Source organism: Bordetella muralis (assembly GCF_965139205.1).
Taxonomy (GTDB): domain Bacteria; phylum Pseudomonadota; class Gammaproteobacteria; order Burkholderiales; family Burkholderiaceae_B; genus Bordetella_A; species Bordetella_A muralis.
The window spans coordinates 334,057-358,868 of record NZ_CBCSIU010000001.1 but is presented as its reverse complement, the minus strand read 5'-3'; the positions used below and the strand labels follow the sequence as shown (position 1 = coordinate 358,868).

The window sequence follows — 24,812 nt, the reverse complement described above, 5'->3', positions numbered from 1 at the left end:
ATCCTCGGACGTGCTACGTACGAGGTCGAGTTGATCCGGGCGAAACCTGTACTTTTGGTGTTCGTCGGGATCGCTCACAACGAATTCTACTGTACGGTTACGCCCGTATCCTTAACAATCTTTTCCCACTTTGCATTTTCTGAATCGAGGAAAGTTTTTGCGTCTGCACCGGTCAGCAGGCCAGGAACGAGAAATTGCTCTTCCAGCACCTTTTGCATGCGCGCTGATTGCATGGCCTTTCCTACCTCAACCGATAAGCGGTCCACGATATCGCTCGGCGTACCTTTGGGCGCCGAAAGCAGTGCCCATGCATTGACTGAGAAGTCGGGTAAGAAATCGGACATAGCGGGCAGATCGCCGAAGGACGCTAACTTATCCTCGCTCGCTACAGCAAGTGCTCGTAGCTTACCCGCTTTCACTAGTGGCATTGCCGCATTCGCATTGTCAAACATCCACTGAATTCTTCCCGCAACAAAATCGGTCGACAGCGCCGTCGAGTTATAGGGGATGTGTTGCATATGCGTGCCGAGTCGAAGATTCAATAGTTCCCCAGCTAGATGGAGATTACTGCCTTGCCCGTAGCTCGCGAACATCATTTCGTCGGGGTGGGCTTTGGCGTATGTCAGGAACTCGGGGACCGTTTTCGCTGGAATTGAGGGGTGAATGACGAGAATGTTCGGCACGCGTGCAACCAGGGCGAGTGGAACGAAATCGTTGATCGGGTCATAGTCCGGTGCGGGGAGGACGTGTGGGCTTACGACATGTGTAGCGCTGGCTCCCAATAACAGGGTGTACCCGTCAGGTTTAGATCTTGCCACATACGCAGCGCCGATTTGGCCGCTGACCCCTGGCTTGTTCTCCACAATAACCGGACTGCCTAACTGCTCGGTGAGTTCTTGGGCCAATGCACGACCCGCTACATCCACGGATATGCCTGGCCCGTACGGCACTACGATCCGAACCGGCTTGTCTGGCCATTGTGCAAAGGCGGCGCCCGCCGTACCCATCAAAACTAGCGCCGTCGCGCAGCTGATTAATTTTTTCAACCTCATTATCTGTCTCCTGGTTGTTATATGACTTAGTTGGCAGCATTACACAAATTTGTTCGACTATCGCAACCATACGTCGCTACTGTAGATGGCGAGAGATGATATGAAAAATACATAATACCTATCTCAGTCATGCCTATTACGCATGGATAATGTTGGTTGATGAACGGCGGATGCTAGAAGCGACGAAATATGGAATAAATCGAAAGCCCTGATAGGAGCATTTACGGCGGATCCACGGCAGCTTTATTACTTTCTGGCTGTGGCGGAAAGCCAGAAAGTCAGGTCAGCATGGAAGCGGACATGTCCGCACATATGATCGATCTCGTGATTCAGGGTTCGAGGTATCCCGCTATGTTCACAAAGCATGACAGCCATGTGAATTACAAATTTCACTGCGGGTTCAATACTTCTTAGAATCAGGTGAACACAAACCGAATGCGAAAACGTCAAACGTCGTTTAGGTAGCAGACATCACGCTGCAAACACCGGAGAGGGCTTTAAGCCTTTATGCCTATGCCAAACAGCGGCGACCGTAATGCGACGCTCATCCACAAAGAGGGAGTGCCATTGTCTGATGGCATAGGGCATACGGCTAGAGGTGTGCGACTCCGCGACCTCATTGACGGCCCGATGGGAATGGATCGCTTTCTGCCATTCGCCATCGACATTACACGGGCATTGGCGGAGATACACCGCCTTGGCCTCGTTCATAGCAATCTGCAACCCTCCACCATCGTTGTCCATACCGATGATGGTATTCGACTAACCGCCTCGCGCGAGACGGAGCATCGAGTCGCTTGCCCATACGCCTCGGCCGTGTCGGAAAATTGCGATAGCACGCTCGCCTATATAGCGCCCGAACAACTGAGCGGAACGGGCTGGCCGACTGACCGACGTAGCAACTTCTATTCGTTGGGCGTGATTTTCTATCAAATGGTCGTCGGCGCGCTACCTTTTAATGCTGAAGATCCAAGTGGGTGGATTCACTGCCATGTTGCCCGTAGGCCGATAGATCCATGCCAAAGATTGGTAACCGTCCCGTCGACGGTTTCTACGATCATCATGCGGCTGCTAGCAAAGACACCACAAGAGCGGTATCAAACCGCGGCAGGTATCATCAGCGACCTGGAACGCTGTCTCAAGGCCTGGATCGCGACGTTCGATATCATGCCATTTGAGCTGGCCGCTGACGACACTCCCGATGAATTAGCTATCCCGGATAAGCTCTATGGGCGTGATCGCGAATTAGCGACGATGATTGACTGTCTGGATCGGGTAGCACGCACCGGTATTCCTGAGCTACTGCTCATTGCAGGCTATTCGGGTACTGGTAAATCGGCACTGGTCGAGGCCATGCGTAAGGCCGTCACGCCCTCGCGTACGCTTTTTGCATCAGGAAAATTCGAACAGTACCAAGAGAACGTTCCCTATGCCACGCTGATCCAAGCACTACAAACGCTGGTTCATTCGCTGTTGAGCAAGAACGAGTCAGAGCTAACACTATGGCGGAGCCAATTCCTACAAGCATTGGGCGTACATGGAGAACTGATCACCACGCTCATCCCAGATTTGGTACTCATTATCGGCACACAGCCCCCTGCGCCGACGCTACCCTTGCTACAGGCGCAAGTTCGATTTCACTCAGTCTTTCAACGCTTTATTGGTGTTTTTGCTCAGCCTGAACATCCCTTGGTTATCTTTCTGGACGATCTGCAGTGGCTCGATACCGCCACGCTCGAACTATTGGAAGATCTCGTGCTGCGGGCAGAGTTAAAGCATCTGCTACTGATAGGGGCTTACCGGGATAACGAGATTGCCTCGAATCAAACTTTGCTCAGCATGCTCGAAAGGGTCAAAGCAGGCGCAACCCGTGTGAGCGAGATCACACTGGGGCCATTGAAGCACGATCCCCTGGTGATGATGCTGTCGGAAACCCTGCGGACCGCGAGCCGAGAAGTAGGCAAACTAGCGGAGCTCATACGCAGTAAAACCGGCGCAAATCCATACTTTGTTATTCAGTTCTTGACGATGCTGGCGGAGAATTCGCTCATCGCGTTTGATCACGATCGGATGCGATGGGTTTGGGATGCAGATCGTATCAGTACCCAGCGGCACACCGAGAATGTCGTCGAGCTCATGATTGCCAAGCTGGGACGCTTGCCTGACGCATGCCACGACGCACTACGCCTACTTGCCTGCATCGGCAATGCTGCCAACATGACCACACTGTCGTGGATATTCGAAGTCGATATCGAAGGAGTGGATGCCTTGCTATGGCCCGCCAGGCGCCAAGAATTAGTACATCGCAACGCCGAAGGCTACCGCTTTTCCCATGACCGGGTCCAGGAAGCCGCGCTCTCGCGTGTGCCAGAGCCGATGCTAGCGCAAGCAAAGCTGCGCATCGGCAGGCTCCTGCTGCGCCATACGCCGACGGACCAGCGCGAAGGCTCGATATTCGATATCGTCAACCAACTAAACTATGCGGTCGAGTTGATCGTCCGTAGCGACGAACGCGTGAAACTCGCCGAACTGAACCTAATCGCTGGAAGGCGTGCGAAAGCCTCGGTAGCCTATGCATCGGCCCTGAACTATTTCCAGGCGGGTTCCGCACTTATCAATGCGCAAACCTGGGCTACACACAGAGAGTTATCCTTTGCACTGGAGTTTCATCTCGCCGAATGCGAGTTCGTGACGGGTGAGCTGGCCTATGCCGGCCCACGCCTAGCGGCGTTGCACGAACGCGCATTGACCAACGCTGAGTCGTCGGCAGTCACGTGCCTACGAGGAGAGATCTATGTTACCAAGGGACAGCACGGCCGTGCCGTGGCAGTGGCGGTCGACTATCTACGGCACACGGGTTGTGATTGGTCCGACCACCCCTCCAGTCAAGACGTCTGGCGCGAGCACCAGCGATTACGTCGGCGACTGCGGACCCGTCCTATAGACACGCTGCGCGAATTGCCGCCGATGACGCAATCGACAGCCTGCGCCACGATGGAAGTACTGCTGCAGTTGGCGCCCGCAGCACTGGCGTACGATGACAACCTGCTATGTCTCAGCGTATGCCGTATGGTGAATCTGAGCTTGGAGTATGGGAGCAGCGATGGAGCCTGTGCAGCGTATGTCTGGGCGGGGGTGGTGCTCGGCCCATACTTGGGCGACTACAAAACGGGATTCCGGTTCGCCCAACTTGGCTTAGATCTGGTGGATCAACGTGCGATTGAGCGGTTCAAAGCACGTGCCTATCTTCTGTTTGGCGCCCATGTCAACCCATGGACACGTCATTGCCGCGACGGTCTGCCCTTGTTAGAGCAGGCATTCAAGCAGGCTAACGACATCGGCGATGTGACCTTTGCCGGTTATAGTTGCTGCAACTCTGTGTCGACTCTTTTGGCCTGCGGCGAGACGCTCGACTTTGTCGAGCGCCGAGCGGAATTCGGCCTTGCGTATGCGCGGGAACACGGGTTCCGCTACGTGGCCGAACTGATCATTCCACAGTTGCAGTTGATCCGTATGTTGCGGGGTGCCTTACCCGTCTTGGGGCACTTCGATAGCATTGAGTTTAATGAGCCGGCCTACGAACTCCAGCTGCAAGGACACGCTATCGCCAGTTGTTGGTATTGGATACGCAAACTGCAAGCGCGTTATCTAGCTGGCGATTTTCATGCGGCCTTGCATGCAGCCTCGAGCGCCGCCCCTTTACTCTGGACCTCCACGTCGTCCTTGGAAAGAGTCGAGTACCATTTTTACTCGGCGTTAGCTCACGCCGCCCTATCCTACAACGATGACACTGCCGAGAGCACCCAACACAATCAGTCTGTCTTGCAACACCACCACCAACTTGCGCAATGGGCCGAAAACACGCCTGAAAATTTCGAAGACCGCGCGGCGTTGGTTGCGGCCGAGATTGCCCGGAGCGAGGGACGTACGCTTGATGCCATGCACTTGTACGAGCGATCAGTGGAATGCGCACGGGCACATGGCTTTATTCACCACGAAGCGATTGCCAATGAGTTGGCGGCCGATTTCTATACCGAAATCGGCTTTCAATCGATTGCACGGACCTATATTCGTGAGAGCCGACATTGTTATTTGCGGTGGGGTGCCATGGCAAAGGTTACACAGCTCGAGGCCCGTTTTCCTGAAACGCTGGAGCGACTGGAAACCACAGGCACACGCTCCCCGTCGCCAACAGCCCGACTTGAACTCGATACCGTAATCAAGGTCTCCCAAGCGATATCGGGTGAGACCATCCATGATCGGCTCATCGACACGCTAATGCGCACCGCCATGGAGCACGCAGGGGCTGAGAAGGCCGTACTGTTGCTGATGGATGCCGAGAACTATCAGATGGTCGCGCATGCCACGATCAGAGAAGAAGCTATTGAGGTTCAGACCGAGCACCCCGCTGGCGTCCTTAACGCTGTTCCGGAATCCGTGTTGCGATATGTCACGCGCCTGGGAGAAAGCGTAATTCTTGACGACGCGAGTGCTCCTAACACGTTCTCGGACGATCCATACCTCAACCAGAATCGCGTACGATCGCTGCTGTGTCTGCCATTGATTAACCGTACACGGTTGATCGGACTGCTTTATCTCGAAAACAATCTAGCAGCACGAGTATTTACCACTGACAAACTGGCCATTCTCAAACTTGTCGCTTTACAAGCTGCGATATCGTTGGAGAATACGCGCCTGTATCGTGATATCGAAGAACGCGAATCGAGAATACAGCGGTTGGTGCAATCAGACGTTATATGTATCCTGATCTGGGACCTTGACGGTCGTATCATAGACGCGAACGACGCATTCCTGAACATGTTGCAATATGACCGCGCAGATCTGCAGGCAGGACTCAGATGGTTCGATATGACACCTCCAGATTGGCAAGCGGTCCACTTGCAATCTGAAGCTCAAGAACTGCAGTCAACGGGTGCTATGCGGGCACGCGAGAAAGAGTTTTTCAGAAAAGATGGTAGCCGCGTACCTGTACTTATCGGTGCTGCGGTGTTTGAGAGCACGCCGAACCAGGGCGTAGCCTATATTCTTGATCTGACGGACTTGAAGCACGCCGAAGCACGGGCACGCGAGAACGAGCAGCGCTATAGAAGCGTGCAGATAGAATTGGCACATGCAAACCGGAGGTCTACCATGGGCCAATTGGCTGGCTCCATCGCGCACGAAATCAATCAGCCTATTACCGCGACTGTCATTAATGCTCAAGCTGCGTTGCGCGAGATGCAAAACGCAAAACCCGATCAACGGGAAATCTCAGATGCGCTTAAAAGCATTATCAAAGATGGAAATCGGGCCGGTGACATCATCACACGCATTCGCAACCTGATCAAGAACTCGCCCGCCAGCGACGATTTGCTGGAGATCAATGAGCCCATTCAAGAAGTCATCGAATTAACGCAATCCGAGGCAAAGTACAAGACCATCTCGATATTGGCCGAACTCGGCGATAGCTTGCCGATGGTCAGGGGCGACAAGGTTCAACTACAACAGGTCATGCTGAATCTCATTGTTAATGCATTCGAGGCAATGAGCACGAGCGAATCTGGCCCACGGCATTTGTTCATCCGCACGGTGGCGACTCAGGAACCAGGAGTTTCGGTGACAGTTCGAGACACTGGCCCAGGTTTAATGTCCCAACTGTTTGACGAGGCCTTCGACGCGTTTTTTACGACCAAGCCCTCTGGTTTGGGTATGGGCCTTTCAATCTGCCGTTCCATCATCGAATCTCATGGCGGAAAGATTTGGGCGAGCCCGAGCCAGCCGCACGGCGTAACTTTCCAATTTACGCTACCTGCCGCAGAATAGCCTTATGCCTCGCCCAACGCCTCTTCGATCAGTTGGATCAGCAATGCGCCGTCAAACGGCTTTATCAGAAATCCCCGTGCGCCGGCAGCCAAGGCGCGTTCGCGTGACTTATTTTCGGGAAAGCCTGTCATGAAGATCGTGGGAATGTGGTGGCCCAAAGCGAGTAGGCGAGCGTGGAATTCCAGGCCGTTGCTACCCGGCATTCGGATGTCCGATACCAAACACTGGGTGCGAAAGATCTGAGACGATTTCAGAAAATCGGCGGCGGTGGCGAAACCGTGCACCTCATAGCCCTCAAGCCGTAGCAACTTGCTCATGGCACTGCGCACAGAATCGTCATCATCAACAATGGCGACAACACTTTTTTTCGGTATGTCGTGCAAGGAACCTGCCCCATTGTCATCCGACGAAAATCCGGATTGTGGTTGCACCACCATTGCTGCAAGGTAATGGAAGCGATACTTTGATAGGCTTATTCACGTCGCATCGAACGACGGTCACAGTCTGTTGTCTTGACGCTATCATACATACGGACCAGTTCGGCGAGCGATCGCGCTCCCATTTTCTTCATCACGCGCGCTCTATGAATCTTCACCGTGATCTCGCTAATGTTGAGTTCCCACGCGATTTGCTTGTTCATGAGTCCGTCAGTTGCCAGCCCCATCACCTCACGCTCACGAGGGCTGAGCGAGCCAAATCGCAGTTGCAGCCCTTCATTGACCTTCATCGCCGTTCGTCGCTCTTGGTCGCGGCCCAACGCCGCAGCAACGGCGTCCAACAGCTCCTGGTCGCCAAACGGTTTGGTCAAAAAATCTGACGCTCCAGCTTTCATCGCCCTTACCGACATCGATATATCGCCATGACCTGTCATAAAGATGATGGGAATCTGGCTGCCGGCTTTTTCAAGTTCTAGCTGCAAATCGAGACCACTTCGACCGGGAAGGCGAATATCGAGAACCAAGCAGCTTGCTTCGTCCGGCAGTTTGCTCTGGAGCAATTCGGTCGCTGAGCCAAAAGTCCGCACGTCCACCCCGACCGCCTGAAACAGCCGCCGCAGCGCATCTCGGATCGAAAGATCGTCCTCGACAATGAGGACGACCCCTGTCGGCGCAGTGGCTGACGATAGCGACCGGTTATCATTCGGCATATCGGCATTGGTGCCGCGAGCACATTCCGATACCAAACTTGTTTCGACAATTTCCACCACGCTCGTTCCTTTATCGGGAAGCGGTGCGTCTCGCCCGCCGTAACCATCGCTATCGCTATGCCTTCACAAGCTAAGCGGATCTCGACAAGCCGTCAAGACCCCGCGCGCTTATGCGCGCACAAACGCCAAGAGATCGGGATTAATCGTATCCGCATTGGTCGTCAGCATGCCGTGCGAGAAGCCCTTATATATCTTCAACGTCCCATTCTTGACCAGCTCGGCCTGCTTGAGCGCGGCATCCGTGTACGGCACGACTTGGTCGTCGTCTCCCTGAATAATGTACGTCGGAACAGTAAGCGCTTCGAGATCAGCGGTCTGGTCGGTTTCGGAAAATGCTTTGATACCTTCGTAGTGAGCGAGCGCGCTGCCCATCATGCCCTGCCGCCACCAATTGTCGATGATGGGCTGAGAAACGGCCACGCCAGGTCGGTTAAAGCCATAAAATGGACCAGACGCCACCGCGCGAAAGAATTCTGCTCGATTGGCAGCCAATGCTGTGCGAAAGCCGTCAAACACCGACCGCGGGGTTCCTTGCGGATTGCTATCAGTCTTGACCATCAATGGCGGAACCGCACTGACCAGAATGGCCTTCGCAACCCGCCCCTGCGGCTGGCCAAACTTTGCCACGTAGCGTGCGACTTCCCCCCCGCCCGTAGAATGGCCAATATGGACGGCATTGCTCAGTTTAAGAAATTCGACGACCGCCGCTGCGTCGGCGGCGTAGTGGTCCATATCATGCCCAGTCGCGATCTGTGACGAGCGACCATGACCTCGACGATCATGGGCTACGACGCGGTAGCCGTTGGCCAGGAAGTACAGCATCTGAGTGTCCCAGTCGTCCGACGAAAGGGGCCAGCCGTGGTGGAAAACAATAGGCTGTGCCGTCTTCGGGCCCCAATCCTTATAGAAAATCTCGGCGCCATCTTTAGTGTGAATAAATCCGCTGGTCATGGTTACCGCTCCCTCTGAGGGTTGATGATGAGATGTTGTCTTTGCTACCGCCATCGTTGGAAGGTAGGCACCGGCCAAGACGCCTACCGTTCCCGCTATAAAGGCCCGCCGCGAAAGATCCATGGACGGCACTGAATGGTCACTTGATAAAGGTCCGCTCATGGCATGCGGCGGATGTTCTAATAAGGCTGTGTTCATTCCTCTGACTCCGTAATCAACGTGAACGGGCTAAGAGTCCGGGCGGCTTTCAACCAATCTACCGGTATCAGGCGAGTCGCGATAAGGCTTCGCGGACACCGGCGCCATAGGCGGGATCTGCCTTGGAACAGTTAGTGATATGCCGCTCTTGAATATCTTCTGCTACGCCTTCGAGTGCTCGGGCGGTATTCTCAAACAGGCACTGTCTTTCATTAGCACTCATGATTCGAAACAGGTCCCCGGGTTGACGAAAATAATCGTCATCCATGCGATGGTCCCAATGATCAGCCGCGCCGTCGATATCCAATGGTGGATCATTTAGCGCCGGTTGGTCGGTCCATTCACCTGCGCTATTGGGGTAGTAGCTCGGCGTACTCCCCATATTGCCGTCGGTGCGCATCGCTCCATCGCGGTGATAACTGTGGTAGGGACACCTCGGCGCGTTGACAGGGATCAGATGATGGTTCACGCCTAAGCGATAGCGGGCAGCATCACCATACGAGAACAATCGGGCTTGCAGCATCTTGTCGGGTGAAAAACTGATGCCGGGTACTACATGTGCCGGCGAAAATGCCGCTTGCTCCACGTCAGCAAATACGTTTTCAGGGTTGCGGTTGAGCTCAAAATAGCCCACCTCAATCAGCGGATAGTCCGCCTTCGGCCAGACCTTGGTCAAATCAAACGGGTTATAGGGAAAGGCCTTGGCTTGCGCATCGGTCATCACCTGAATAAACATGGTCCATCGCGGAAAGTTGCCCGCTTCGATGCTCTCAAACAGATCCCGATGATGTGATTCACGATCCTTGCCGACCAGGTCCTGCGCCTGTCTATCGCTTAAGTTCTCGATGCCCTGCTGCGTGCGAAAGTGATACTTGACCCAGACACGTTCATTAGCGGCATTGATAAAACTATACGTATGGCTGCTAAAGCCGTGCATGTGCCGGAAGCTTTTCGGGATACCACGATCGCTCATCACAATGGTGACCTGATGCAAGGCTTCGGGAAGAAGCGACCAGAAATCCCAATTATTGTTCGCACTGCGCAGTCCGGTGCGGGGATCCCGCTTAATCGCGTGATTCAGGTCAGGGAAACGCAGAGGATCTCGGAAAAAGAACACAGGCGTGTTGTTGCCCACCATGTCCCAGTTTCCCTCCTCCGTATAGAACTTCAGGGCGAAGCCACGAATGTCGCGCTCGGCATCGGCAGCGCCACGCTCACCAGCGACGGTCGAGAATCTCGCGAACATTGGCGTCTGCTTGCCTATCTCGGAGAAAATTTTCGCTTTGGTATACCGTGTAATGTCATGCGTGACCGTAAACGTACCAAAGGCCCCGGCCCCCTTTGCATGCATTCGGCGTTCCGGAATCACCTCGCGATCAAAGTGAGCGAGCTTCTCGATCAGCCAGACGTCTTGCAAGAGTGCTGGGCCGCGCCGACCTGCCGTCTGGATATTAAGGTTGTCGCTAACAGGCGCGCCCGTCGCATGGGTCAGATATTTGGATTTGTCGTTCATGGAGATTACTCCTAACAGCTCTGTTGAGCACGTCGCCGCAGAGCGAAGATGGGGCAGGGTGCGTCAGCCATGCCAGTGCGAACATCGGATGAGGTTGCAAAAGTTGGCAGGCTTGAACTGCGGGTCTTTATCGGCGAGCACATCGGCCTTGACGTTGCCGAACGTCGTGTGCGGCTTATGTTTGATACCGTCGTAGAAAGCCTGAATAATGTCTTCTTTGAAATGTACTGGCCTGGGAAACGCATGCACAATTGCATCTCGCTGGGCATCAGAGTATTCATCGTACGCAAAGCCCAGAACGTCCATTTCTACGCCAGCGGTCAGCAGCGCAATAACGGGGTCCATATATTCAGGGATGCCAGGCGTCGTATGTAATGCTATGGCAGTCCATACCGTGTCCACATCGGATTTCGCAATGCCGTGACTGCTTAGAAAATCGCGGGCGACATTGGCACCATCGACTTCAAAGCGTTTATCGATACTGCTATGAGCAGGTACCAAGCCCATATCATGAAACATCGCGCCCGCGTAGAGCAGCTCTTCATCGAATTTAATGCCGCGGCGTTTTCCTGCCAAAGCAGCGAATTGATAGACTCGGCAGGAATGATTGAACAACAGGTCATTTTCGGTGGCACGGACGAGTTCTTTGATTTCCCGAGCGAGCTGGCTGTCGGGGATTCTTGCAAAGTTGATATCGGACATGTGACGAATCCTATGAAAGATAGGTGAGACTTAAAAGGACCACTTAATCCCAAAGTGGTTGGTGCCGTTGGTGAAGGCCCCAGGCACGACGACCGTCGTCTCAATGCCCCAGAGGGCGAGTGCTTGCGCGGCGAGTAGCCCGAAGCCGCTGGATGCACCCGTAATAAGGATGATGTTCTTAGACATGGACAGACTCCTTGCACAACAAAGATCTCGGTAATCAGATGATTCCGCCATTGGCTCGCAATGTCTGCCCATTTATCCAGGCGCCGTCAGGCCCCACGAGGAATGACACGACATTGGCAATTTCCGCTGGGCTGCCAATGCGCTCCAGCGGAGCCAGTTTTGCGAAATGATCGATGACTTCCTGGGGCCGATCGTCAAAAAACAGCGCGGTTCCCGTCGGGCCGGGCGCTACGGCGTTGACGGTGATGCTCCGTCCCCTCATTTCCTTCGCGAGAATGGTGGTCATGGCTTCAATCGCGGCCTTTGTCGCGGCATACACGCCATAGGTAGGATGCAACATCGCCGTCTGACTGGTAGACAGATTGACGATGCTTCCGCCCTGATTCAGGCGCCGTGAGGCCTCACGGAGCATGTTGAACGTGCCCTTCAAATTGATTGAGATTTGCTGATTGAAGAGGCCATCGTCGCTCTCGGCGATCGTAGCTAGCCTCATGATGCCGGCGTTGTTGACCAATACATCAACCCCCCCGAACGCCGCTTCCGCCACATCCCACAACCGAGCGACGGCGACAGGATCGCTCACATCAGCCCTGAAGCTCCGTGCCTTGCCCCCTTCCTTCTCAATCTTTGCGACCAGGTTCTCTGCCGGGGCCGGACTCCCGGAAAAATTGACAATGACATTGAAGCCGTCTTTTGCTAGACGCTCGGCAATCGCAGCGCCAATCCCTCGCGAGGAGCCCGTCACAACTGCGGTCTTGCAATGATCAGCCATTTCCGTTGCCTTCTCAGTTTGGAGTCAGTGAAGGCATTCTGCCTATAAGGCCGAACCCGCGAAATCATACATGCGTATATCAATGCTGGATCAGAGACCCGAGGTAGACCAACAAGTGTCGTAACGGGATGGAACTCAAAGTGCCATCGGGTCCGCACAATACGACGCACCTACTAATCGGAATTTAGTAGTTTCGAAGAGTAGTCCATGTGATTTACGGAAGGCACCTCGGGGGTCACGGCAGCTAAGGTGCGGAAAATTCATGTCGCTCAAATATTGATTGACATATCTGTCAAAAATAATTAACGTTTGATCGTTGACATGATTGTCAATGATGATTTTCCAGCTTTTCCAGCTTTTCCAGCTTTTCCAGCTTTTACTGATCGAGATTAACTATGAAAAAACAGTTGTTAACTTTGTCTGTGATGCTGGCCACGATGAGTGCCAGCTCACGGGCGCCGGTCTTCCCCTGGGTGGACGCGCTGGACGGAAATGGCGCACCTGACCTTTATCTGAGATCCAAATCAGCGCAGCGGGAGAAATAATATGACTGTCCGGAAACCCACCGAAATCGTTAACGAGTTTTGGCAAAAGGTATGGAGTGAGAAGAATCCAGCGGCCGCCGACCATCTGGTGGCAGAGGATTTTCACATCACGTCTGGTGGCGTGGTGATTGGCCCACGCGAGGAGTTCAAAGCCTGGGTACGTCAGTTTCTCGACTCGATTAACGACTTTAAATTTGAAGTGCTCGAGATTTTTCAGAATGAAGAAGGAAACCGCGTTGTGACCCGGTGGGTTGTGACGGGCAAGAACAATGGGCTCATGGGATTCGAACCCTGTCAATCGCCCATTCACATGACGGGTACTGCGATCATCCACGTTCGAGATGATGGCCTGCTTCAGCATAACTGGGTCGAGCGCAACGCGCTCGAAGTCCATAGGAATTTGGCTTCCAACAAGACCTGATACATAGCTCGACCCTATAAGGTACGCCGGATGGACATTGCCCAGGAAGCCTCAGTGCCATGTTGAAAGTCCCCAATCGATACAGCCACTTCGTATTTAGCGCAATACAGTCAGGACTGACGTGCTGCATTGCTTCGGCCATCTCCAGTGCTCCATTCTATTCAGAGGGGAGCTTCGTCAGTCATTGGGGACATGCCTATGTGGTTTCCTGGACGGTAATGCTTCCTCTTGCATTAGTGGCCTCCCCCGTTATCCGTAAGCTTGCTCATTGGATGACGAACTGAGCCTCGGCGAATTATGCCGGCTGCGAAGCCATACAACAGGGATAGACGAATGGGACACACAATCACCGAGAAAATACTTGCGCGTGCGGCGGCGCTTCCAGCAGTCAGCGTTGGCGACGAGATCATGGTCAAACCAGATTTTGTGTTGGCGTATGATTTCCCCGGCTATACCGACGTGTACTTTAAGCAGATTAAAGTTATTTCTGGGTCGCGGAAGCTGGCCGAACCTGAGAGGTTCGGAATTTTCATCGACCATATGATTCCGGCCGCCACCCCACAGGAAGCAGACTTTCACGAAGAGACCCGCCAATGGGGCAAAGAAAACGAGGTCAACGTCATCGAACGCAGAGGCATTGGCCACCAAGTCGCGGCTGAAATAGGTTATGCCGTACCAGGTGCGCTGGTGCTCCATTTCGATCCACATGTTTCGCAAGTCGGCACGTTTACCCAGCGAGCGATCAAGTATTCTGCACTGTTATAGACGCGGACCCGACGGCCTACCCGGATCATCAGATGGGGCTGGTCGGCTATTTGGCCCAGTTTTGCTGGGCGACTTTACTTTGCAAAAAATCGCAGAATGCCCGAATCCTCGGGCTAATGTTTTTGCGGCTGGGATAGATCAACTGGATGGGCTCTTTGCACGGGTCCTGATAGTCGGTTAGCACGGGGATTAGCCTGCCGTTCAGCAGATCAGTGCCAATATGGAACTCAGCTAGTCGAACGATCCCGAAACCGTCCAGGGCGAGGTCGCGTGCGACCTCNCCCTGGGTAGTGGTAATGGCGTAGGCGGGCCGCACATGAATGGCTTCAGCCATGGGATTGGTAAATGGCCACACGTTCCAATCGCTTTTGAAGGTGAATCCTATACAGCTATGCGAACTCAGATCTTGAGGATGTCGCGGTATGCCGCGTTTAGCTAGATAGGATGGCGAGGCACAAGTTATCCAACGGCTCGCGGCAATGGTTCTGGCAATTAATGTGGAGTCGGGCAGGGGGCCGCTATGAATCGCAATGTCCACGCCGTCGTCAAAGACATCTACATACTGTGGCCCAATCATCAAATCCACTTTGAGATTTGGATAACGCTGGAGAAATTCAGGCAGCCATGGAACCACCTGATGCCTAGCAAAAGTTAGCATGGTGTGGATACGAAGCGTCCCCGATATCGTGTCGCGCAACGCGGTCCCGTGTTCGAGCGCTGCTGCCATGGCATCCACAGCGGCCTGCGCAGTGGGCAGGTAAGACTGCCCCTCCTCTGTGAGCAAAACTGCCCGCGCCTGTCGTGTGAACAAGCGGACTTCAAGGCGATTTTCCAAACGCGAAACGAGTTTGCTGACCGCTGATGGCGTCAGGTCAAGGTGTCGCGCCGCAGCAGAAAAACTTCTATCGCGTGCGGCCTGGACGAACGCGGCGAGCTCGGCGTGATGATCCAATTCTAGCCTCCGAAAATAGATTTCTTGTTGTTCGGCGCTCGTTGATAGGGGAGAGCTGTGAACAAACGGAATACATACTTTTCCACACGAATGTAGAGTTTCAGGGCGATTAAAAACACACTTATGTCTCTGTCAATGCGCGCTCAGAAAATCGAGCGGCGTTCAGTTACCCCATCAATCTCAAGAATGTAGAGACATGACTTATCCCGTTACTACAACATCAAATTTTTCGCGAGAATTTCACAACCCCCGGGGTGTGGTGGCCGCTGTCGATCCAATGCCCCCGGACGCACGACACGACATTTTCATTCAGGATCCTATGCATGTCCATGACGCGTACTGGGTACCTCAGGCCGAAGGCGTTTGGTTTCTTCCGCTCTGTCTTGGTGTGACCCAGGGCTACTACGTTAACTTGCTACGCGTACGCAAATCCGGCGTACTGTCCTGCCATAAACACCTCGGCGCGGTCCACGCGCACGTTTTGAAAGGACGTTGGTTTTATCTCGAGCATCCAGAGGTCTACTCCGAAGGTTCATTCATTATGGAGCCGCCGGGAGAGACGCACACCCTGGTGGTGCCCGAGGATATTTCCGAGATGATCACGTGGTTCCACAACACATCTGGATATATCTATCTGGACGGTCAAGACATCATCGGTCATGAGGATGTCTTCACCAAGCTTGCAGCCGCTCGTCAGCATTACGAAGAACAGGGGCTGGATCAACGTATTTTGGATCGAATTCTCCGATAAGCCGGCCGGGACGGCTTAGAACACGCATGGCTCCGTGAATGGAGCCCTTTACTACCATAAAAAGCAGAGACAACAAATGGACGCCGAAATCGGTTACTTGACGCCCGGACGAACGCGCCGGCGCAGTATAGCCAGAACAATATTTGCCGGCAGCATTGGCAATACCGTGGAATGGTTCGACTGGACAATCTACACGGTATTCGCCATCTATTTCAGCAATCAGTTCTTCCCCAGCCAAGACACAACCGTCGCACTTCTGGCCACTTTCTCGGTCTTTGCCATCGGGTTTTTCATGCGTCCACTGGGTGGGTGGCTGATTGGCACCTTCTCTGATCGCCATGGAAGACGTAGTGCGCTCACCCTGTCGATCCTCCTGATGGCGGTGCCATCATTGGTTATCGCATTGCTGCCGACATACAGCCAGATCGGCGTCTTCGCGCCGATTCTGTTGGTACTGGCACGAATGACCCAGGGGCTATCCGTGGGCGGAGAGTATGGCGCTGCCACTACTTTTTTAACTGAATCAGCACCTGCTAAACGCAGAGGATTCTATGGCAGCTTTTTATTTCTAAGCATCGCCCTCGGCCTGCTCATAGCCTCAGGTATCGCATGGGTGCTGACAAATAACCTGAATCGCACCCAGATGGAGTTATTTGGCTGGCGCATACCGTTTCTAATTGGAGGGCTCGCGTCACTCATTGGACTGTGGTTGAGGCGAAACGTCGACGAAACGCAAGCGTATAAGGATATGGCGAACAAGGGGGAAATCCCCAAGCGATCACTGCGATGGATATGGCGCCATCATCGACCAGCGGTGCTGCGGCTGATCGGTACCAGCGTGTTGCCTGCATTTAGTTTCTACCTGTTCGTCAGCTACCTTCCTATTTATGCCATTCAACGTGGCGGCGCGACGCCGGAAGTCGCCTTCAGGGCGAGCACGGTCAGTATCGCCATCTTCATGTGCGCGTTGCCCTTCTTCGGCAGATTCTCCGATCGTTTTGGACGCAAACCACAGTTGATCGCGTTCGCTTGCGCGTATCTTTTCTTCCTGTACCCCGTAGTGAACTCGGTGGGGTCCGGATTCTGGTCAGTGCTCCTGGTCGAATGCTTCGGGTTGTTAGCTTATGGTTTGTACGCCTCCATAGCACCGGCGATGATGGCAGAGCTGTTCAACACCGAGGTGCGCGCGGTCGGTATAGGAGCGTTCTATAACGTTGTCATCGCACTTCTCGGTGGGACGACGCCATACCTGATGGCTTGGTTGCAGAGCATTAATTTAGAGTCCTGGTTTCTAGTTTATGTGTGCGCTGGGGCCGCAATCAGTCTGTACTCGTTCATCGAAATGCCCGAAACGCGAGGAAAGACGTTGGACTGATGGAGTCTATGCGAAGCGGTGCTATTGTCCGTGAGTTAAGAGATATGAATTTCAGAGGAGAATCCATATCGAAAGAGTATGGCTGATATACAAATTATCGATTTTACGGATTACGAAGGCTGTCATACAGTTCACTAGCGATGCCGCATGGGCAGGTACGTGAGGCATAGGAAGAACAGCGCAAGATAAACATAAAGAGGACGGACATAAGGATGACAACACTTGACGCGCTTTTCACAGTTAAAGGCAAAGTCGTAGCCATCACGGGCGGTGGCGGCGCAATAGGGCAGGCCTCTGCGCTCTTGCTATCGAGCGCGGGAGCAACAGTCGCCCTGCTTGATAGAAATCTCGCCGCTGCACAAGAAGGGCAGCGGAAGGTGGAAGATCAAGGCGGCAATGCCATGGCCCTGGAGTGCGATATCACGTCGCCCGAGCAAGTCAAACAAGCATTTGCCAGCGTGCTCACCCAGCATCAACGTCTTGATGTCCTGGTAAACAATGCCGCGCTCGTCCGAAGGGTGCCGGCGTTGGATACCACACTGGCGGAGTGGAGAGAGGTCATGGACGTCAACCTCAATGCCGCCTTTGTCTGTTCAACCGAAGCCGCTCGTCACATGCGCGACGGCGGTGCGATCATTAATCTGGCCTCGATCATGGGGGTTTCAGGCGGCGGGGCTTATCCCATTGCGTCCTATCACGCCAGCAAAGGCGGCTTGATCAATCTCACGCGGGCTCTCGCGGTCGAATGGGCGCACATGAAGATTCGCGTCAACGCCATCGCACCGACGTGGGTAAGAACAGAGTTCACCAAGGCCTTGCTGGACGATCCCAAGGTTTCGTCGGAACTGCTGAAACTGATGCCGATGCGGCAATTCGCCGAAACACAGGATGTGGCGGCAGCCGTTCTTTATCTGGCCTCACCCGCGTCTCGAATGGTGACTGGGCACGTCCTTGCGGTCGACGGCGGCTATCTGGCCAGCTAGACGCAGATTCAAATAAATAGGAGACAAAAGTGATTCATGAATATCGCACTTACACCTTACATCCAGGCAGCTTGGCGCGCTATCTGGAATTGGCGGAATCTGTCGTCCAGCCTATTCGGCAGGACAAATACGGCCGATTAATTGGATTCTGGTATAGCGAGTTCGGCTCGCTGCATCAAGTACACCACATTTGGGAATACTCCTCTCTTGATCAGCGCCAGGCTGATCGAAAGGAATTGTTCGAGCGCAAGGACTGGATGGGGCAATTCATTGCGCACGCCTGGCCCACCATGCAAATCCAGGATGTGCGATTCATGATTCCCCTAGTGGATTACGACTTTGTCGAGAAACCGCACAAGCTCTATGAGGCTCGGCTCTATCGCACCGAAGTTGGTAAATACAGGGAAGGGGCAGAGGCCGTAAGTCTGCGACCACTCTCCGATGGCGCCTCCCGGATAGGGCTGTGGCGCTGTGAGACGCCTCAGCCGAACGAGATTTGTGAGCTGGTGGCGTACGCAACCTATGAAGATCGATTGGCCGATGCGATGCAGACAAGCCATCAGCAGCACTGGTGGAAAGAATTCGGCGCGACGTTTATTGCAACTGATTCGACGCTGCTGCTGCCGATCAGTATTTCTCCCGTGAAATAAACCCGCTCATCGAGACATCCATGACCACTCAAAAAACGACTCCACAGACTTAAACGATCTCGGCCGAGGCGATGAAGCAGTTGCCGATTGGTCTGCGCGCTCTGCATCTCCGCGGACCCCGTCCGCGAAGTAACTGGTGTCACTGTACGGCTTACAGGGGCGTCCGGTTAAACGCCTGAGCGAATTCATCCGAGTAGATCTTGGCCAGCGCGACGCGCAATGCGGCAGCCTGGTCGAACCCGTAGACTTCCTCGAAACGTCGCTGCGCCTTGCGCCACAACGCGTTAGATTCGGCCAGCTTGGCAAGCCCGCTCGGCGTGGCCTCGATCAACCTGCTGCGTCCATCGGCCGCATTGGGCTTCTGCATGACGTAGCCGTCGCGCTCCAATGGCTTGATATTGCGGGCCAACGCTGAGCGGTCCAATACCATTGCCTGAGCCAGTTCGCTCATGGTCGGACGGCCCCCGAGCCGCTGGATGTGGAGGAGGACGGAGCGTTGCGAAACCGTCAGCCCGCAAGGCGCCAGCGCGGCATCGTAGAGCTGAGTCACGCGGCGAGTTGCCTTGCGCAGCGCAACGCCATTGCAAACGAGGGGATCCTTGGTACTGGCCTGAGTCATGTTGAAGTCTGTTCGCCCGTGCGTTAGCCCGGAAACGTTAAGGGCCGCAACAGGCCCGGTCACATGTCACTGTAATTCATCTTGATCATACGGGCATATGCAAGTAAATTATAAATAATTGCATATACAAATAGTTGGTGGCGAATGCGATAGCGCGCTGCCCATCGATGCCGTGACCTCGATCCATCCACCTCCCGCCGCCAATCTTCGACTCCAGCGCATTCTGCATGCGCCTATCCTTCCCACATTGGTGCGGATGAGCTGGCCGAATATCCTGATGATGCTGGCGCAGGCATCGACCGGGCTTGTCGAGGTATGGCTGCTGGCCAAGCTGGGTACGGATGTTCTGGCCGGGGTTGCCGTCGTCGTGCCAGTGCTGATGCTGATGCAGAACATGTCGCAGGGCGCCATGGGTGGGGGCATCTCGGCTGCCGTTGCCAGAACCCTGGGCGCAGGCAACGCGGCCATGGTGGATTCGCTCGCGCGTCACGCGGTGGCGCTCAATGCGCTGATCGGGTTGATCTTCACAGTGGCGCTGTTGTCGTTCAGCCAACCGCTGTTTCACTTTCTGGGCGCTCGGGACGCCGCATTGCAGGCCGCGCTTGACTACGGGCATGTGTTGTTCTTCGGGCTGCCGCTGATGTGGATCATGAATGCACTGGCCAGCGTGGTGCGCGGCACCGGCAATATGCTGGTGCCTGGGGCCGTCATTTGCGGCGGCGCGTTGGTGTTGATACCGGTCTCGGCTGTGCTGATCTTTGGCATCGGTCCCTTGCCGCCGCTGGGCGTTGTCGGTGGCGCCTGGGGACTGGTTGCCTACTATGCCGCCGGTACGCTGTTGCTGGGGTGGTACTGCGCTAGTGGACGCAACGCTGCCCGGCTTGCATCGGGGCCGCTGCACTGGGGGCCGATGCGCAGCATCCTCACTATCGGTGGTCTAGCCTGCCTAAATCCTGTGCTAACCAACAGTCTGATCGCGCTCACGGCTGCGATCGTTGGTGCCCATGCGGGAACGGCAGCGCTGGCAGGCTACGCCACCGCCGCCCGGCTGGAGTACCTGCTGATCCCAATTGCCTTCGGACTAGGAGCGCCGCTGGTGGCCATGGTGGGAGCCAATATCGGTGCCGGCCAACACGAACGGGCGCGGCGGATCGCACTGACCGGCGGAGCGATCGCGTTCGGCCTGGGTTCCCTCCTGGGCATCGTCGCCGCGTGTTGGCCTGAGGCCTGGTTGCGTCTGTTCGGCACGGACGCACACCTGTTGGAGACCGGAGCACAGTACTTGCGCATCGTCGGTCCTTTCTATGGCTTTTTCGCGATGGGCTTCTCGCTCTACTTCGCCTCGCAAGGTGCCGGACAGTTGAAATGGCCGCTGCTCGCCGGCGCAGTGCGTCTGCTGATTTTTGCAGGCCTGGGCTGGGCACTGCTGGCCTGGACCGGGTCCCTGGCAGGGTTCTTCGCAACCGGCGCGATCGCCATGACCTTGTATGGGGTGTGTGTCGTCGGCTCGGTGTGGCGCTGGTACCCCCGGTTCGCTGGAGGTGGCAAGCAGCCGGCAGCGGCACAGACGCCACTCAATCCCTGGAGAACATCATGAGAATTCTGGTCGTCGGAGCTGGCGCATCGGTGGCTACTATGGCGCGCGCCTGCTACAGGCCGGCGCCCTGGTGAGCTTCCTGGTTCGGCCCAGGCGCGCGGCGCTGCTCGCGTCAGGCATTATATTTTTGCGTTAGATAAGCAACTCGCGATCTGCGATCAAACGGACGAGTTTATCGACTCCTTGGGTCGACCTACTGGAATAATCTATGCAGAGGCATTCGGCTCTCTCTTTCAAGGACCCAACTAGTTGTCAGAGTTGACACAATACTGATCCTCAAGCAGTGAGAATAGAATTTTGAGCTGCCTTGTTGGCCGAGGTCATCTCACCACTGCCCAAAGTAAATGCCCGCCCGCTTGTGCGCATTGGTGGACCGCTCAACCGCCTCGTCGGACATGGTAGTGCGCCGCTTGCTACGCAGCGACCAGTCCAGCAAATGCTGCCGCATCTCGGCGCGCACGGCGGCGTGGGACTGGCTGGCGCCCAGGTCCTCGAACTCGTTAGGATCGCTTTGCAGGTCGAACAGTTGCTCGGGCTCGTCGCGCCAGTACACGTAGCGCCATCGGTCGGTGCGCACTGACCACGCACGGCACTGCTGCGGCGTCTTGCTCAGCGTGAGCCGAGCCTGACGGAAGCTGTAGTCCAGTTCAGACACCGCTGCGGCGCGCCACGGCATGCCTTCCGGTGCGCCATGCAGCAGCGGCTGCAGGGCACGCCCCTCGAGCAGGTGGCCGGCTTGCGGCACGTCCAGCGCCTGCAGGATGGTCGGCGTGATGTCCACGCTTTCCACCAGATGCCGGCACACCTGACCGCGCGTGCCCTCGGCCGCGGCGCTCGGGTCCATGATGATCAGCGGCACTCGCTGCACGGTGTCGTAGAACAGCTCTTTCTCGCCGAGCCAGTGGTCGCCCAGGAAATCGCCATGGTCGGAAGTAAACACCACCAGCGTGTTGCGCATCAGCCCGGCGCCTTCCATGTAGTCAAACAGCCGGCCCAGGTGGGTATCCAGTTGCGTGATCAGCCCCTGATAGACCGGCCGCACGGTGCGCACGCATTCCTCACGAGCGAAGCTCTGGCTTTCTTCATGCTGGCGATAGGCCTGCAGCACCGGATGCGCGCTGGCCAGCTCCTGCTGGTTGCGCACCACCGGCAGGCATTGGTCGCTGCGATACATACGATGGTAGGGATCGGGCGCCATGTAGGGCCAATGCGGCTTTACATAGCTCAGGTGCAGGGCCCAGGGCTGCGAGCCGCGCTTGCGCATGAAATCCAGGGCGCAGTCGGTGGTGTAGGCGGTTTCCGAATGCGGTTCGCTGACCCGCGCGGGCAGGTGCGCATTGCGCATGTGCCACCCGCTGACCACTTGTCCGTCGGCACCCACCGCGGAAATCACGTAGTCCGACCACGGATCGGGCGAATCGTAGCCATGGCGGCGCAGGAACGCCGGATACCCGCTTTCATCTCCCGGCTCGTGGTGGCCGTCATAGCGGTCGGCCTCGCGGAAACTGCCGCGCGCCAGCAAGGTGCCCAGTTCCGAGCCGCCGTCGATGGCCAATCGCTGCATGCCGGCCTGATCAGGGATGACGTGGCTCTTGCCGATCAACACCATATCGCGCTCGCGGCTGGCCAGGTGCTCGCCCAGCGTGACCTCGCTCACCGACAGCGGCACGCGGTTCCAGGTCGTGCCGTGGCTGGATGGATAGCGCCCGGTGTAATAGCTCATGCGTGATGGCCCGCACACGCCCGAATTAACGAACGCCTGCTCGAAGCGCATGCCACGCGCCGCCAGCGCGTCCAGGTTGGGCGTGCGCAGGTACGGATGCCCGTAGCTGCCCAAGTGATCGGCCCGCAGCTGATCGGCCATGATGAACAGCACGTTCTGGATCTTGCTCATGGAATACCTGCCCCTGTTACTGAGTTGCCTTGAAGCCGGATTCGCGCACCACCGGCTCCCACTGCTTGCGATAGGCCGCCAGCGCCTGTGCCGTCTGCGCCGCATCGGCCGAGATCGGCTCGAGGTTGATGGCACGCACGGCCTTTTGCAGGGCCGGATCGCTCATCACTGCGGAGATATCTCGCGCCAGGCGCTCGACCTTGTCCTGCGGCATGGCGGCAGGTGCGAAAAATGCGTTCCAGCCGTCCGCCGCCAGGTCAATGCCGGCCTCACGGAAGGTCGGCACGTCTGTGAGCTCCGCCTCGCGCTCGGTGCCGGAGGTGGCCAGGATGCGCACACGCCCGCCCTGATGTTGTGGCAGTAGGGTATCCAGGGTATCGATTGCCTGCGGCAGGATGCCGCCAACCAGTTCGCTGATCAGCGGCGCCGAGCCGCGATAACCTACCACTTCGGCCTGCTGGCCGATCTCGTCGCCCAGCATCAGCGCGAAGAAGTGCGGCAGGCTGCCGGTGGCGGGCACGCCCACCGTGAAGCGGTCGGGATGTTCCTTTAACCATGCTCGCAGCGCCTTCATGTCCTTCATGGGCGAATCGGCCGACACGGCCAGCGCGAATTTGTAGCTGCTGACCAGCGACACGGGCTTGAAATCGCGCTGCGCATCGTAGCCGGGGTCGGCATAGACCAGTGGCGCTACCACCATCACGGCGGGATTGCCCAGCAACAGCACGTTTTGGTTCGCGTCGGCGTTGTGCAGGAGTTGCGCCGAAATGCGGCCACCCGCGCCGGTCTTGTTCTCGACGATGACAGAAACGCCCACTCGATCTTTCAGGCGCTCGGCCACCAGCCGGGCGATGCGGTCCGAGCTGCCGCCGGGCGGATAGCCGACCACGATGGTCAAAGGGCCGCTCAGCGGTGCGGCCGCCCATGCCGAGGTGGCCAGCGTACATGCTGCCAGGGCGGCCAGTATCATCCGTTTAATCATGTCTTCCTCCTGTCTTGCCGTCTTTTGATGAATTGTGGTCAAGATGGAGAGACTGTAGCAACGGACGTGTTTCTTGATCTAATCCAATATCGGCATAAACAAACGTACAAAATCCAGGTAGGAGAGCCTCTGATGCCTTCTGTGCCCGTACAGCGTCCCTTTCATCTGGCGGAGATGCCTATGTATTGCCTGTACCAGGCCTGGTCGCAGGCCAGTCCGATGTTCGTGCGGCTGTGCGAGGGCCGCTTTGGTATTACGCGGCGCGAGTGGCGTTTGCTGGCGGCGGTGGTGGAATATGGGCCGCTGACATCGGCGGAGCTGGCGGCCACTGCTAGGCTGGACTTGGTGCGGACTTCGCGCGCGCTGGGTTCGCTGTGCGGCAAGGGGTGGGTGGACAGGGTGCGTGATACAGACGACAAACGCATCACGAACGTCATGGCGACTGAGTCTGGGCAGGCGCTGTATCACACGATGCTGCCGGAGATTGCTCATCTGAATGACTTGCTGATGGCGGACTTGACTCCGGATGAGGGGCGCCAGTTGTTGCATTTGTTGCAGGTGGTGGCGGAGCGTGGCGAGCGTATGTCTACTGAGAATGTGGTGGTGGATAAGGCCAGTCGTCGGCAGGGTGGGACGCGCCGGTCGCGGGCGCGATAGCCATGTCAGCGTAATGTTGTCAGGCACGGGGCGGCCTGGGGTTCACTTATTTTCTTCTAAGAACGATCATCAACCGGTTGATCTGCCGGATCAGATCGAAACCGCTATATCTCATTGATGCGAGATCGCAAGTACTCGGCGGTTTCTTTGTCAGTGCAATACACATAGCACCCCTTCATTCCACGAGTCATCAGGGTTCTATACGTGTTTTTGATAG

23 protein-coding genes and 3 pseudogenes are annotated in these 24,812 nt (G+C 55.9%); 12 read left to right on the top strand and 14 right to left on the bottom strand.

Annotated features, from left to right (window positions below):
* Nucleotides 1-86: 86 nt before the first annotated feature.
* Complete coding sequence (locus ACNA0I_RS01670) at nucleotides 87-1,052, bottom strand: Bug family tripartite tricarboxylate transporter substrate binding protein (protein WP_415804317.1); 966 nt, start codon at nucleotides 1,050-1,052, stop codon at nucleotides 87-89.
* Between the two features lie 636 nt (nucleotides 1,053-1,688).
* On the opposite strand from ACNA0I_RS01670, the gene ACNA0I_RS01665 reads away from it, so the two are divergent.
* The gene (locus ACNA0I_RS01665) at nucleotides 1,689-6,875 is read left to right on the top strand and encodes a trifunctional serine/threonine-protein kinase/ATP-binding protein/sensor histidine kinase (RefSeq protein WP_415804316.1); all 5,187 of its coding nucleotides are present in this window, start codon (nucleotides 1,689-1,691) and stop codon (nucleotides 6,873-6,875) included.
* Nucleotides 6,876-6,877: 2 nt separating this feature from the next.
* On the opposite strand, the gene ACNA0I_RS01660 is transcribed toward ACNA0I_RS01665, so the two are convergent.
* From ACNA0I_RS01660 to ACNA0I_RS01630, 7 genes are all read right to left on the bottom strand, one after another.
* Nucleotides 6,878-7,312: a response regulator transcription factor gene (locus tag ACNA0I_RS01660; RefSeq protein ID WP_415804315.1), complete on the bottom strand. Its 435-nt coding sequence runs from the start codon at nucleotides 7,310-7,312 to the stop codon at nucleotides 6,878-6,880.
* 35 nt (nucleotides 7,313-7,347) lie between these two features.
* Nucleotides 7,348-8,082, bottom strand: a complete 735-nt coding sequence (locus ACNA0I_RS01655) for a response regulator transcription factor (protein WP_415804314.1) — start codon at nucleotides 8,080-8,082, stop codon at nucleotides 7,348-7,350.
* 108 nt (nucleotides 8,083-8,190) lie between these two features.
* Complete coding sequence (locus ACNA0I_RS01650; protein ID WP_415804822.1) at nucleotides 8,191-9,033, bottom strand: alpha/beta fold hydrolase; 843 nt, start codon at nucleotides 9,031-9,033, stop codon at nucleotides 8,191-8,193.
* A gap of 265 nt (nucleotides 9,034-9,298) precedes the next feature.
* Nucleotides 9,299-10,744: a catalase gene (locus ACNA0I_RS01645; protein WP_415804313.1), complete on the bottom strand. Its 1,446-nt coding sequence runs from the start codon at nucleotides 10,742-10,744 to the stop codon at nucleotides 9,299-9,301.
* Nucleotides 10,745-10,807: 63 nt separating this feature from the next.
* The gene (locus ACNA0I_RS01640) at nucleotides 10,808-11,446 is read right to left on the bottom strand and encodes an HD domain-containing protein (RefSeq protein ID WP_415804312.1); all 639 of its coding nucleotides are present in this window, start codon (nucleotides 11,444-11,446) and stop codon (nucleotides 10,808-10,810) included.
* Nucleotides 11,447-11,476: 30 nt separating this feature from the next.
* Nucleotides 11,477-11,632, bottom strand: a complete 156-nt coding sequence (locus ACNA0I_RS01635) for a hypothetical protein (RefSeq protein WP_415804841.1) — start codon at nucleotides 11,630-11,632, stop codon at nucleotides 11,477-11,479.
* Between the two features lie 34 nt (nucleotides 11,633-11,666).
* The gene (locus tag ACNA0I_RS01630) at nucleotides 11,667-12,404 is read right to left on the bottom strand and encodes an SDR family oxidoreductase (RefSeq protein WP_415804311.1); all 738 of its coding nucleotides are present in this window, start codon (nucleotides 12,402-12,404) and stop codon (nucleotides 11,667-11,669) included.
* A 331-nt stretch (nucleotides 12,405-12,735) separates the two neighbouring features.
* Here ACNA0I_RS01630 and ACNA0I_RS01625 point away from each other — a divergent pair, with 331 nt between their 5' ends.
* From ACNA0I_RS01625 to ACNA0I_RS01610, 4 genes are read left to right on the top strand one after another with little or no spacing between them, the layout of a single operon-like run.
* Nucleotides 12,736-12,909, top strand: a complete 174-nt coding sequence (locus ACNA0I_RS01625) for a hypothetical protein (protein WP_415804310.1) — start codon at nucleotides 12,736-12,738, stop codon at nucleotides 12,907-12,909.
* 41 nt (nucleotides 12,910-12,950) lie between these two features.
* On the top strand, nucleotides 12,951-13,370 hold the full coding sequence (locus ACNA0I_RS01620) for an ester cyclase (protein WP_415804309.1): 420 nt from the start codon (nucleotides 12,951-12,953) through the stop codon (nucleotides 13,368-13,370).
* 59 nt (nucleotides 13,371-13,429) lie between these two features.
* Entirely contained in the window at nucleotides 13,430-13,654 is a 225-nt protein-coding gene (locus ACNA0I_RS01615; RefSeq protein WP_415804308.1) for a DUF2798 domain-containing protein, read from the top strand.
* Nucleotides 13,655-13,703: 49 nt separating this feature from the next.
* On the top strand, nucleotides 13,704-14,135 hold the full coding sequence (locus ACNA0I_RS01610) for a hypothetical protein (protein WP_415804307.1): 432 nt from the start codon (nucleotides 13,704-13,706) through the stop codon (nucleotides 14,133-14,135).
* 46 nt (nucleotides 14,136-14,181) lie between these two features.
* Here the strand turns inward: ACNA0I_RS01610 and ACNA0I_RS01605 are convergent.
* Together ACNA0I_RS01605 and ACNA0I_RS01600 are read right to left on the bottom strand one after the other, a co-directional pair.
* Nucleotides 14,182-14,415 (bottom strand): annotated as a pseudogene (locus ACNA0I_RS01605) (LysR substrate-binding domain-containing protein); the annotation flags it as partial.
* A 1-nt stretch (nucleotide 14,416) separates the two neighbouring features.
* Nucleotides 14,417-15,087, bottom strand: a 671-nt coding sequence (locus tag ACNA0I_RS01600) for a LysR family transcriptional regulator (RefSeq protein ID WP_415804306.1), incomplete at its 3' end; no start/stop codon positions are given.
* A 196-nt stretch (nucleotides 15,088-15,283) separates the two neighbouring features.
* Here ACNA0I_RS01600 and ACNA0I_RS01595 point away from each other — a divergent pair.
* The 4 genes from ACNA0I_RS01595 (at nucleotide 15,284) to ACNA0I_RS01580 (ending at nucleotide 18,846) form a co-directional block, all read left to right on the top strand.
* A complete protein-coding gene (locus ACNA0I_RS01595) occupies nucleotides 15,284-15,838 on the top strand; it encodes a 2,4'-dihydroxyacetophenone dioxygenase family protein (RefSeq protein ID WP_415804305.1) in 555 nt (184 codons plus the stop codon).
* Between the two features lie 76 nt (nucleotides 15,839-15,914).
* Nucleotides 15,915-17,213, top strand: a complete 1,299-nt coding sequence (locus tag ACNA0I_RS01590) for an MFS transporter (RefSeq protein ID WP_415804304.1) — start codon at nucleotides 15,915-15,917, stop codon at nucleotides 17,211-17,213.
* A gap of 212 nt (nucleotides 17,214-17,425) precedes the next feature.
* On the top strand, nucleotides 17,426-18,196 hold the full coding sequence (locus tag ACNA0I_RS01585; protein ID WP_415804303.1) for an SDR family NAD(P)-dependent oxidoreductase: 771 nt from the start codon (nucleotides 17,426-17,428) through the stop codon (nucleotides 18,194-18,196).
* 29 nt (nucleotides 18,197-18,225) lie between these two features.
* Entirely contained in the window at nucleotides 18,226-18,846 is a 621-nt protein-coding gene (locus ACNA0I_RS01580) for an NIPSNAP family protein (RefSeq protein ID WP_415804302.1), read from the top strand.
* 151 nt (nucleotides 18,847-18,997) lie between these two features.
* On the opposite strand, the gene ACNA0I_RS01575 is transcribed toward ACNA0I_RS01580, so the two are convergent.
* Nucleotides 18,998-19,465 (bottom strand): MarR family winged helix-turn-helix transcriptional regulator, encoded by a 468-nt coding sequence (locus ACNA0I_RS01575; RefSeq protein ID WP_415804301.1) that lies wholly within the window; start codon nucleotides 19,463-19,465, stop codon nucleotides 18,998-19,000.
* Nucleotides 19,466-19,685: 220 nt separating this feature from the next.
* Between ACNA0I_RS01575 and ACNA0I_RS01570 the strand changes: the two genes are divergently transcribed.
* Together ACNA0I_RS01570 and ACNA0I_RS01565 are read left to right on the top strand one after the other, a co-directional pair.
* On the top strand, nucleotides 19,686-21,062 hold the full coding sequence (locus tag ACNA0I_RS01570; RefSeq protein ID WP_415804821.1) for an MATE family efflux transporter: 1,377 nt from the start codon (nucleotides 19,686-19,688) through the stop codon (nucleotides 21,060-21,062).
* Nucleotides 21,059-21,174: pseudogene (locus ACNA0I_RS01565) on the top strand (2-dehydropantoate 2-reductase N-terminal domain-containing protein); the annotation flags it as partial. The gene ACNA0I_RS01570 and the pseudogene ACNA0I_RS01565, both read left to right, overlap by 4 nt.
* Nucleotides 21,175-21,387: 213 nt before the next feature.
* Here the strand turns inward: ACNA0I_RS01565 and ACNA0I_RS01560 are convergent.
* On the bottom strand, nucleotides 21,388-22,956 hold the full coding sequence (locus tag ACNA0I_RS01560) for a sulfatase-like hydrolase/transferase (protein ID WP_415804300.1): 1,569 nt from the start codon (nucleotides 22,954-22,956) through the stop codon (nucleotides 21,388-21,390).
* A 16-nt stretch (nucleotides 22,957-22,972) separates the two neighbouring features.
* A complete protein-coding gene (locus ACNA0I_RS01555) occupies nucleotides 22,973-23,938 on the bottom strand; it encodes a Bug family tripartite tricarboxylate transporter substrate binding protein (RefSeq protein ID WP_415804299.1) in 966 nt (321 codons plus the stop codon).
* A 132-nt stretch (nucleotides 23,939-24,070) separates the two neighbouring features.
* On the opposite strand from ACNA0I_RS01555, the gene ACNA0I_RS01550 reads away from it, so the two are divergent.
* Entirely contained in the window at nucleotides 24,071-24,595 is a 525-nt protein-coding gene (locus ACNA0I_RS01550; RefSeq protein WP_415804298.1) for a MarR family winged helix-turn-helix transcriptional regulator, read from the top strand.
* A gap of 104 nt (nucleotides 24,596-24,699) precedes the next feature.
* Here the strand turns inward: ACNA0I_RS01550 and ACNA0I_RS01545 are convergent.
* Nucleotides 24,700-24,810: pseudogene (locus tag ACNA0I_RS01545) on the bottom strand (DNA/RNA helicase domain-containing protein); the annotation flags it as partial.
* Between the last annotated feature and the right edge of the window lie 2 nt (nucleotides 24,811-24,812).

Bases quoted from the DNA above. Each gene is read 5' to 3' on its own strand.
- ACNA0I_RS01670 (WP_415804317.1), bottom strand. From the start codon at position 1,052: ATGAGGTTGAAAAAATTAATCAGCTGCGCGACGGCGCTAGTTTTGATG.
- ACNA0I_RS01665 (WP_415804316.1), top strand. From the start codon at position 1,689: ATGGATCGCTTTCTGCCATTCGCCATCGACATTACACGGGCATTGGCG.
- ACNA0I_RS01660 (WP_415804315.1), bottom strand. From the start codon at position 7,312: ATGGTGGTGCAACCACAATCCGGATTTTCGTCGGATGACAATGGGGCA.
- ACNA0I_RS01650 (WP_415804822.1), bottom strand. From the start codon at position 9,033: ATGACCAGCGGATTTATTCACACTAAAGATGGCGCCGAGATTTTCTAT.
- ACNA0I_RS01645 (WP_415804313.1), bottom strand. From the start codon at position 10,744: ATGAACGACAAATCCAAATATCTGACCCATGCGACGGGCGCGCCTGTT.
- ACNA0I_RS01640 (WP_415804312.1), bottom strand. From the start codon at position 11,446: ATGTCCGATATCAACTTTGCAAGAATCCCCGACAGCCAGCTCGCTCGG.
- ACNA0I_RS01635 (WP_415804841.1), bottom strand. From the start codon at position 11,632: ATGTCTAAGAACATCATCCTTATTACGGGTGCATCCAGCGGCTTCGGG.
- ACNA0I_RS01630 (WP_415804311.1), bottom strand. From the start codon at position 12,404: ATGGCTGATCATTGCAAGACCGCAGTTGTGACGGGCTCCTCGCGAGGG.
- ACNA0I_RS01625 (WP_415804310.1), top strand. From the start codon at position 12,736: ATGATGATTTTCCAGCTTTTCCAGCTTTTCCAGCTTTTCCAGCTTTTA.
- ACNA0I_RS01620 (WP_415804309.1), top strand. From the start codon at position 12,951: ATGACTGTCCGGAAACCCACCGAAATCGTTAACGAGTTTTGGCAAAAG.
- ACNA0I_RS01615 (WP_415804308.1), top strand. From the start codon at position 13,430: ATGTTGAAAGTCCCCAATCGATACAGCCACTTCGTATTTAGCGCAATA.
- ACNA0I_RS01610 (WP_415804307.1), top strand. From the start codon at position 13,704: ATGGGACACACAATCACCGAGAAAATACTTGCGCGTGCGGCGGCGCTT.
- ACNA0I_RS01595 (WP_415804305.1), top strand. From the start codon at position 15,284: ATGACTTATCCCGTTACTACAACATCAAATTTTTCGCGAGAATTTCAC.
- ACNA0I_RS01590 (WP_415804304.1), top strand. From the start codon at position 15,915: ATGGACGCCGAAATCGGTTACTTGACGCCCGGACGAACGCGCCGGCGC.
- ACNA0I_RS01585 (WP_415804303.1), top strand. From the start codon at position 17,426: ATGACAACACTTGACGCGCTTTTCACAGTTAAAGGCAAAGTCGTAGCC.
- ACNA0I_RS01575 (WP_415804301.1), bottom strand. From the start codon at position 19,465: ATGACTCAGGCCAGTACCAAGGATCCCCTCGTTTGCAATGGCGTTGCG.
- ACNA0I_RS01560 (WP_415804300.1), bottom strand. From the start codon at position 22,956: ATGAGCAAGATCCAGAACGTGCTGTTCATCATGGCCGATCAGCTGCGG.
- ACNA0I_RS01555 (WP_415804299.1), bottom strand. From the start codon at position 23,938: ATGATTAAACGGATGATACTGGCCGCCCTGGCAGCATGTACGCTGGCC.
- ACNA0I_RS01550 (WP_415804298.1), top strand. From the start codon at position 24,071: ATGCCTTCTGTGCCCGTACAGCGTCCCTTTCATCTGGCGGAGATGCCT.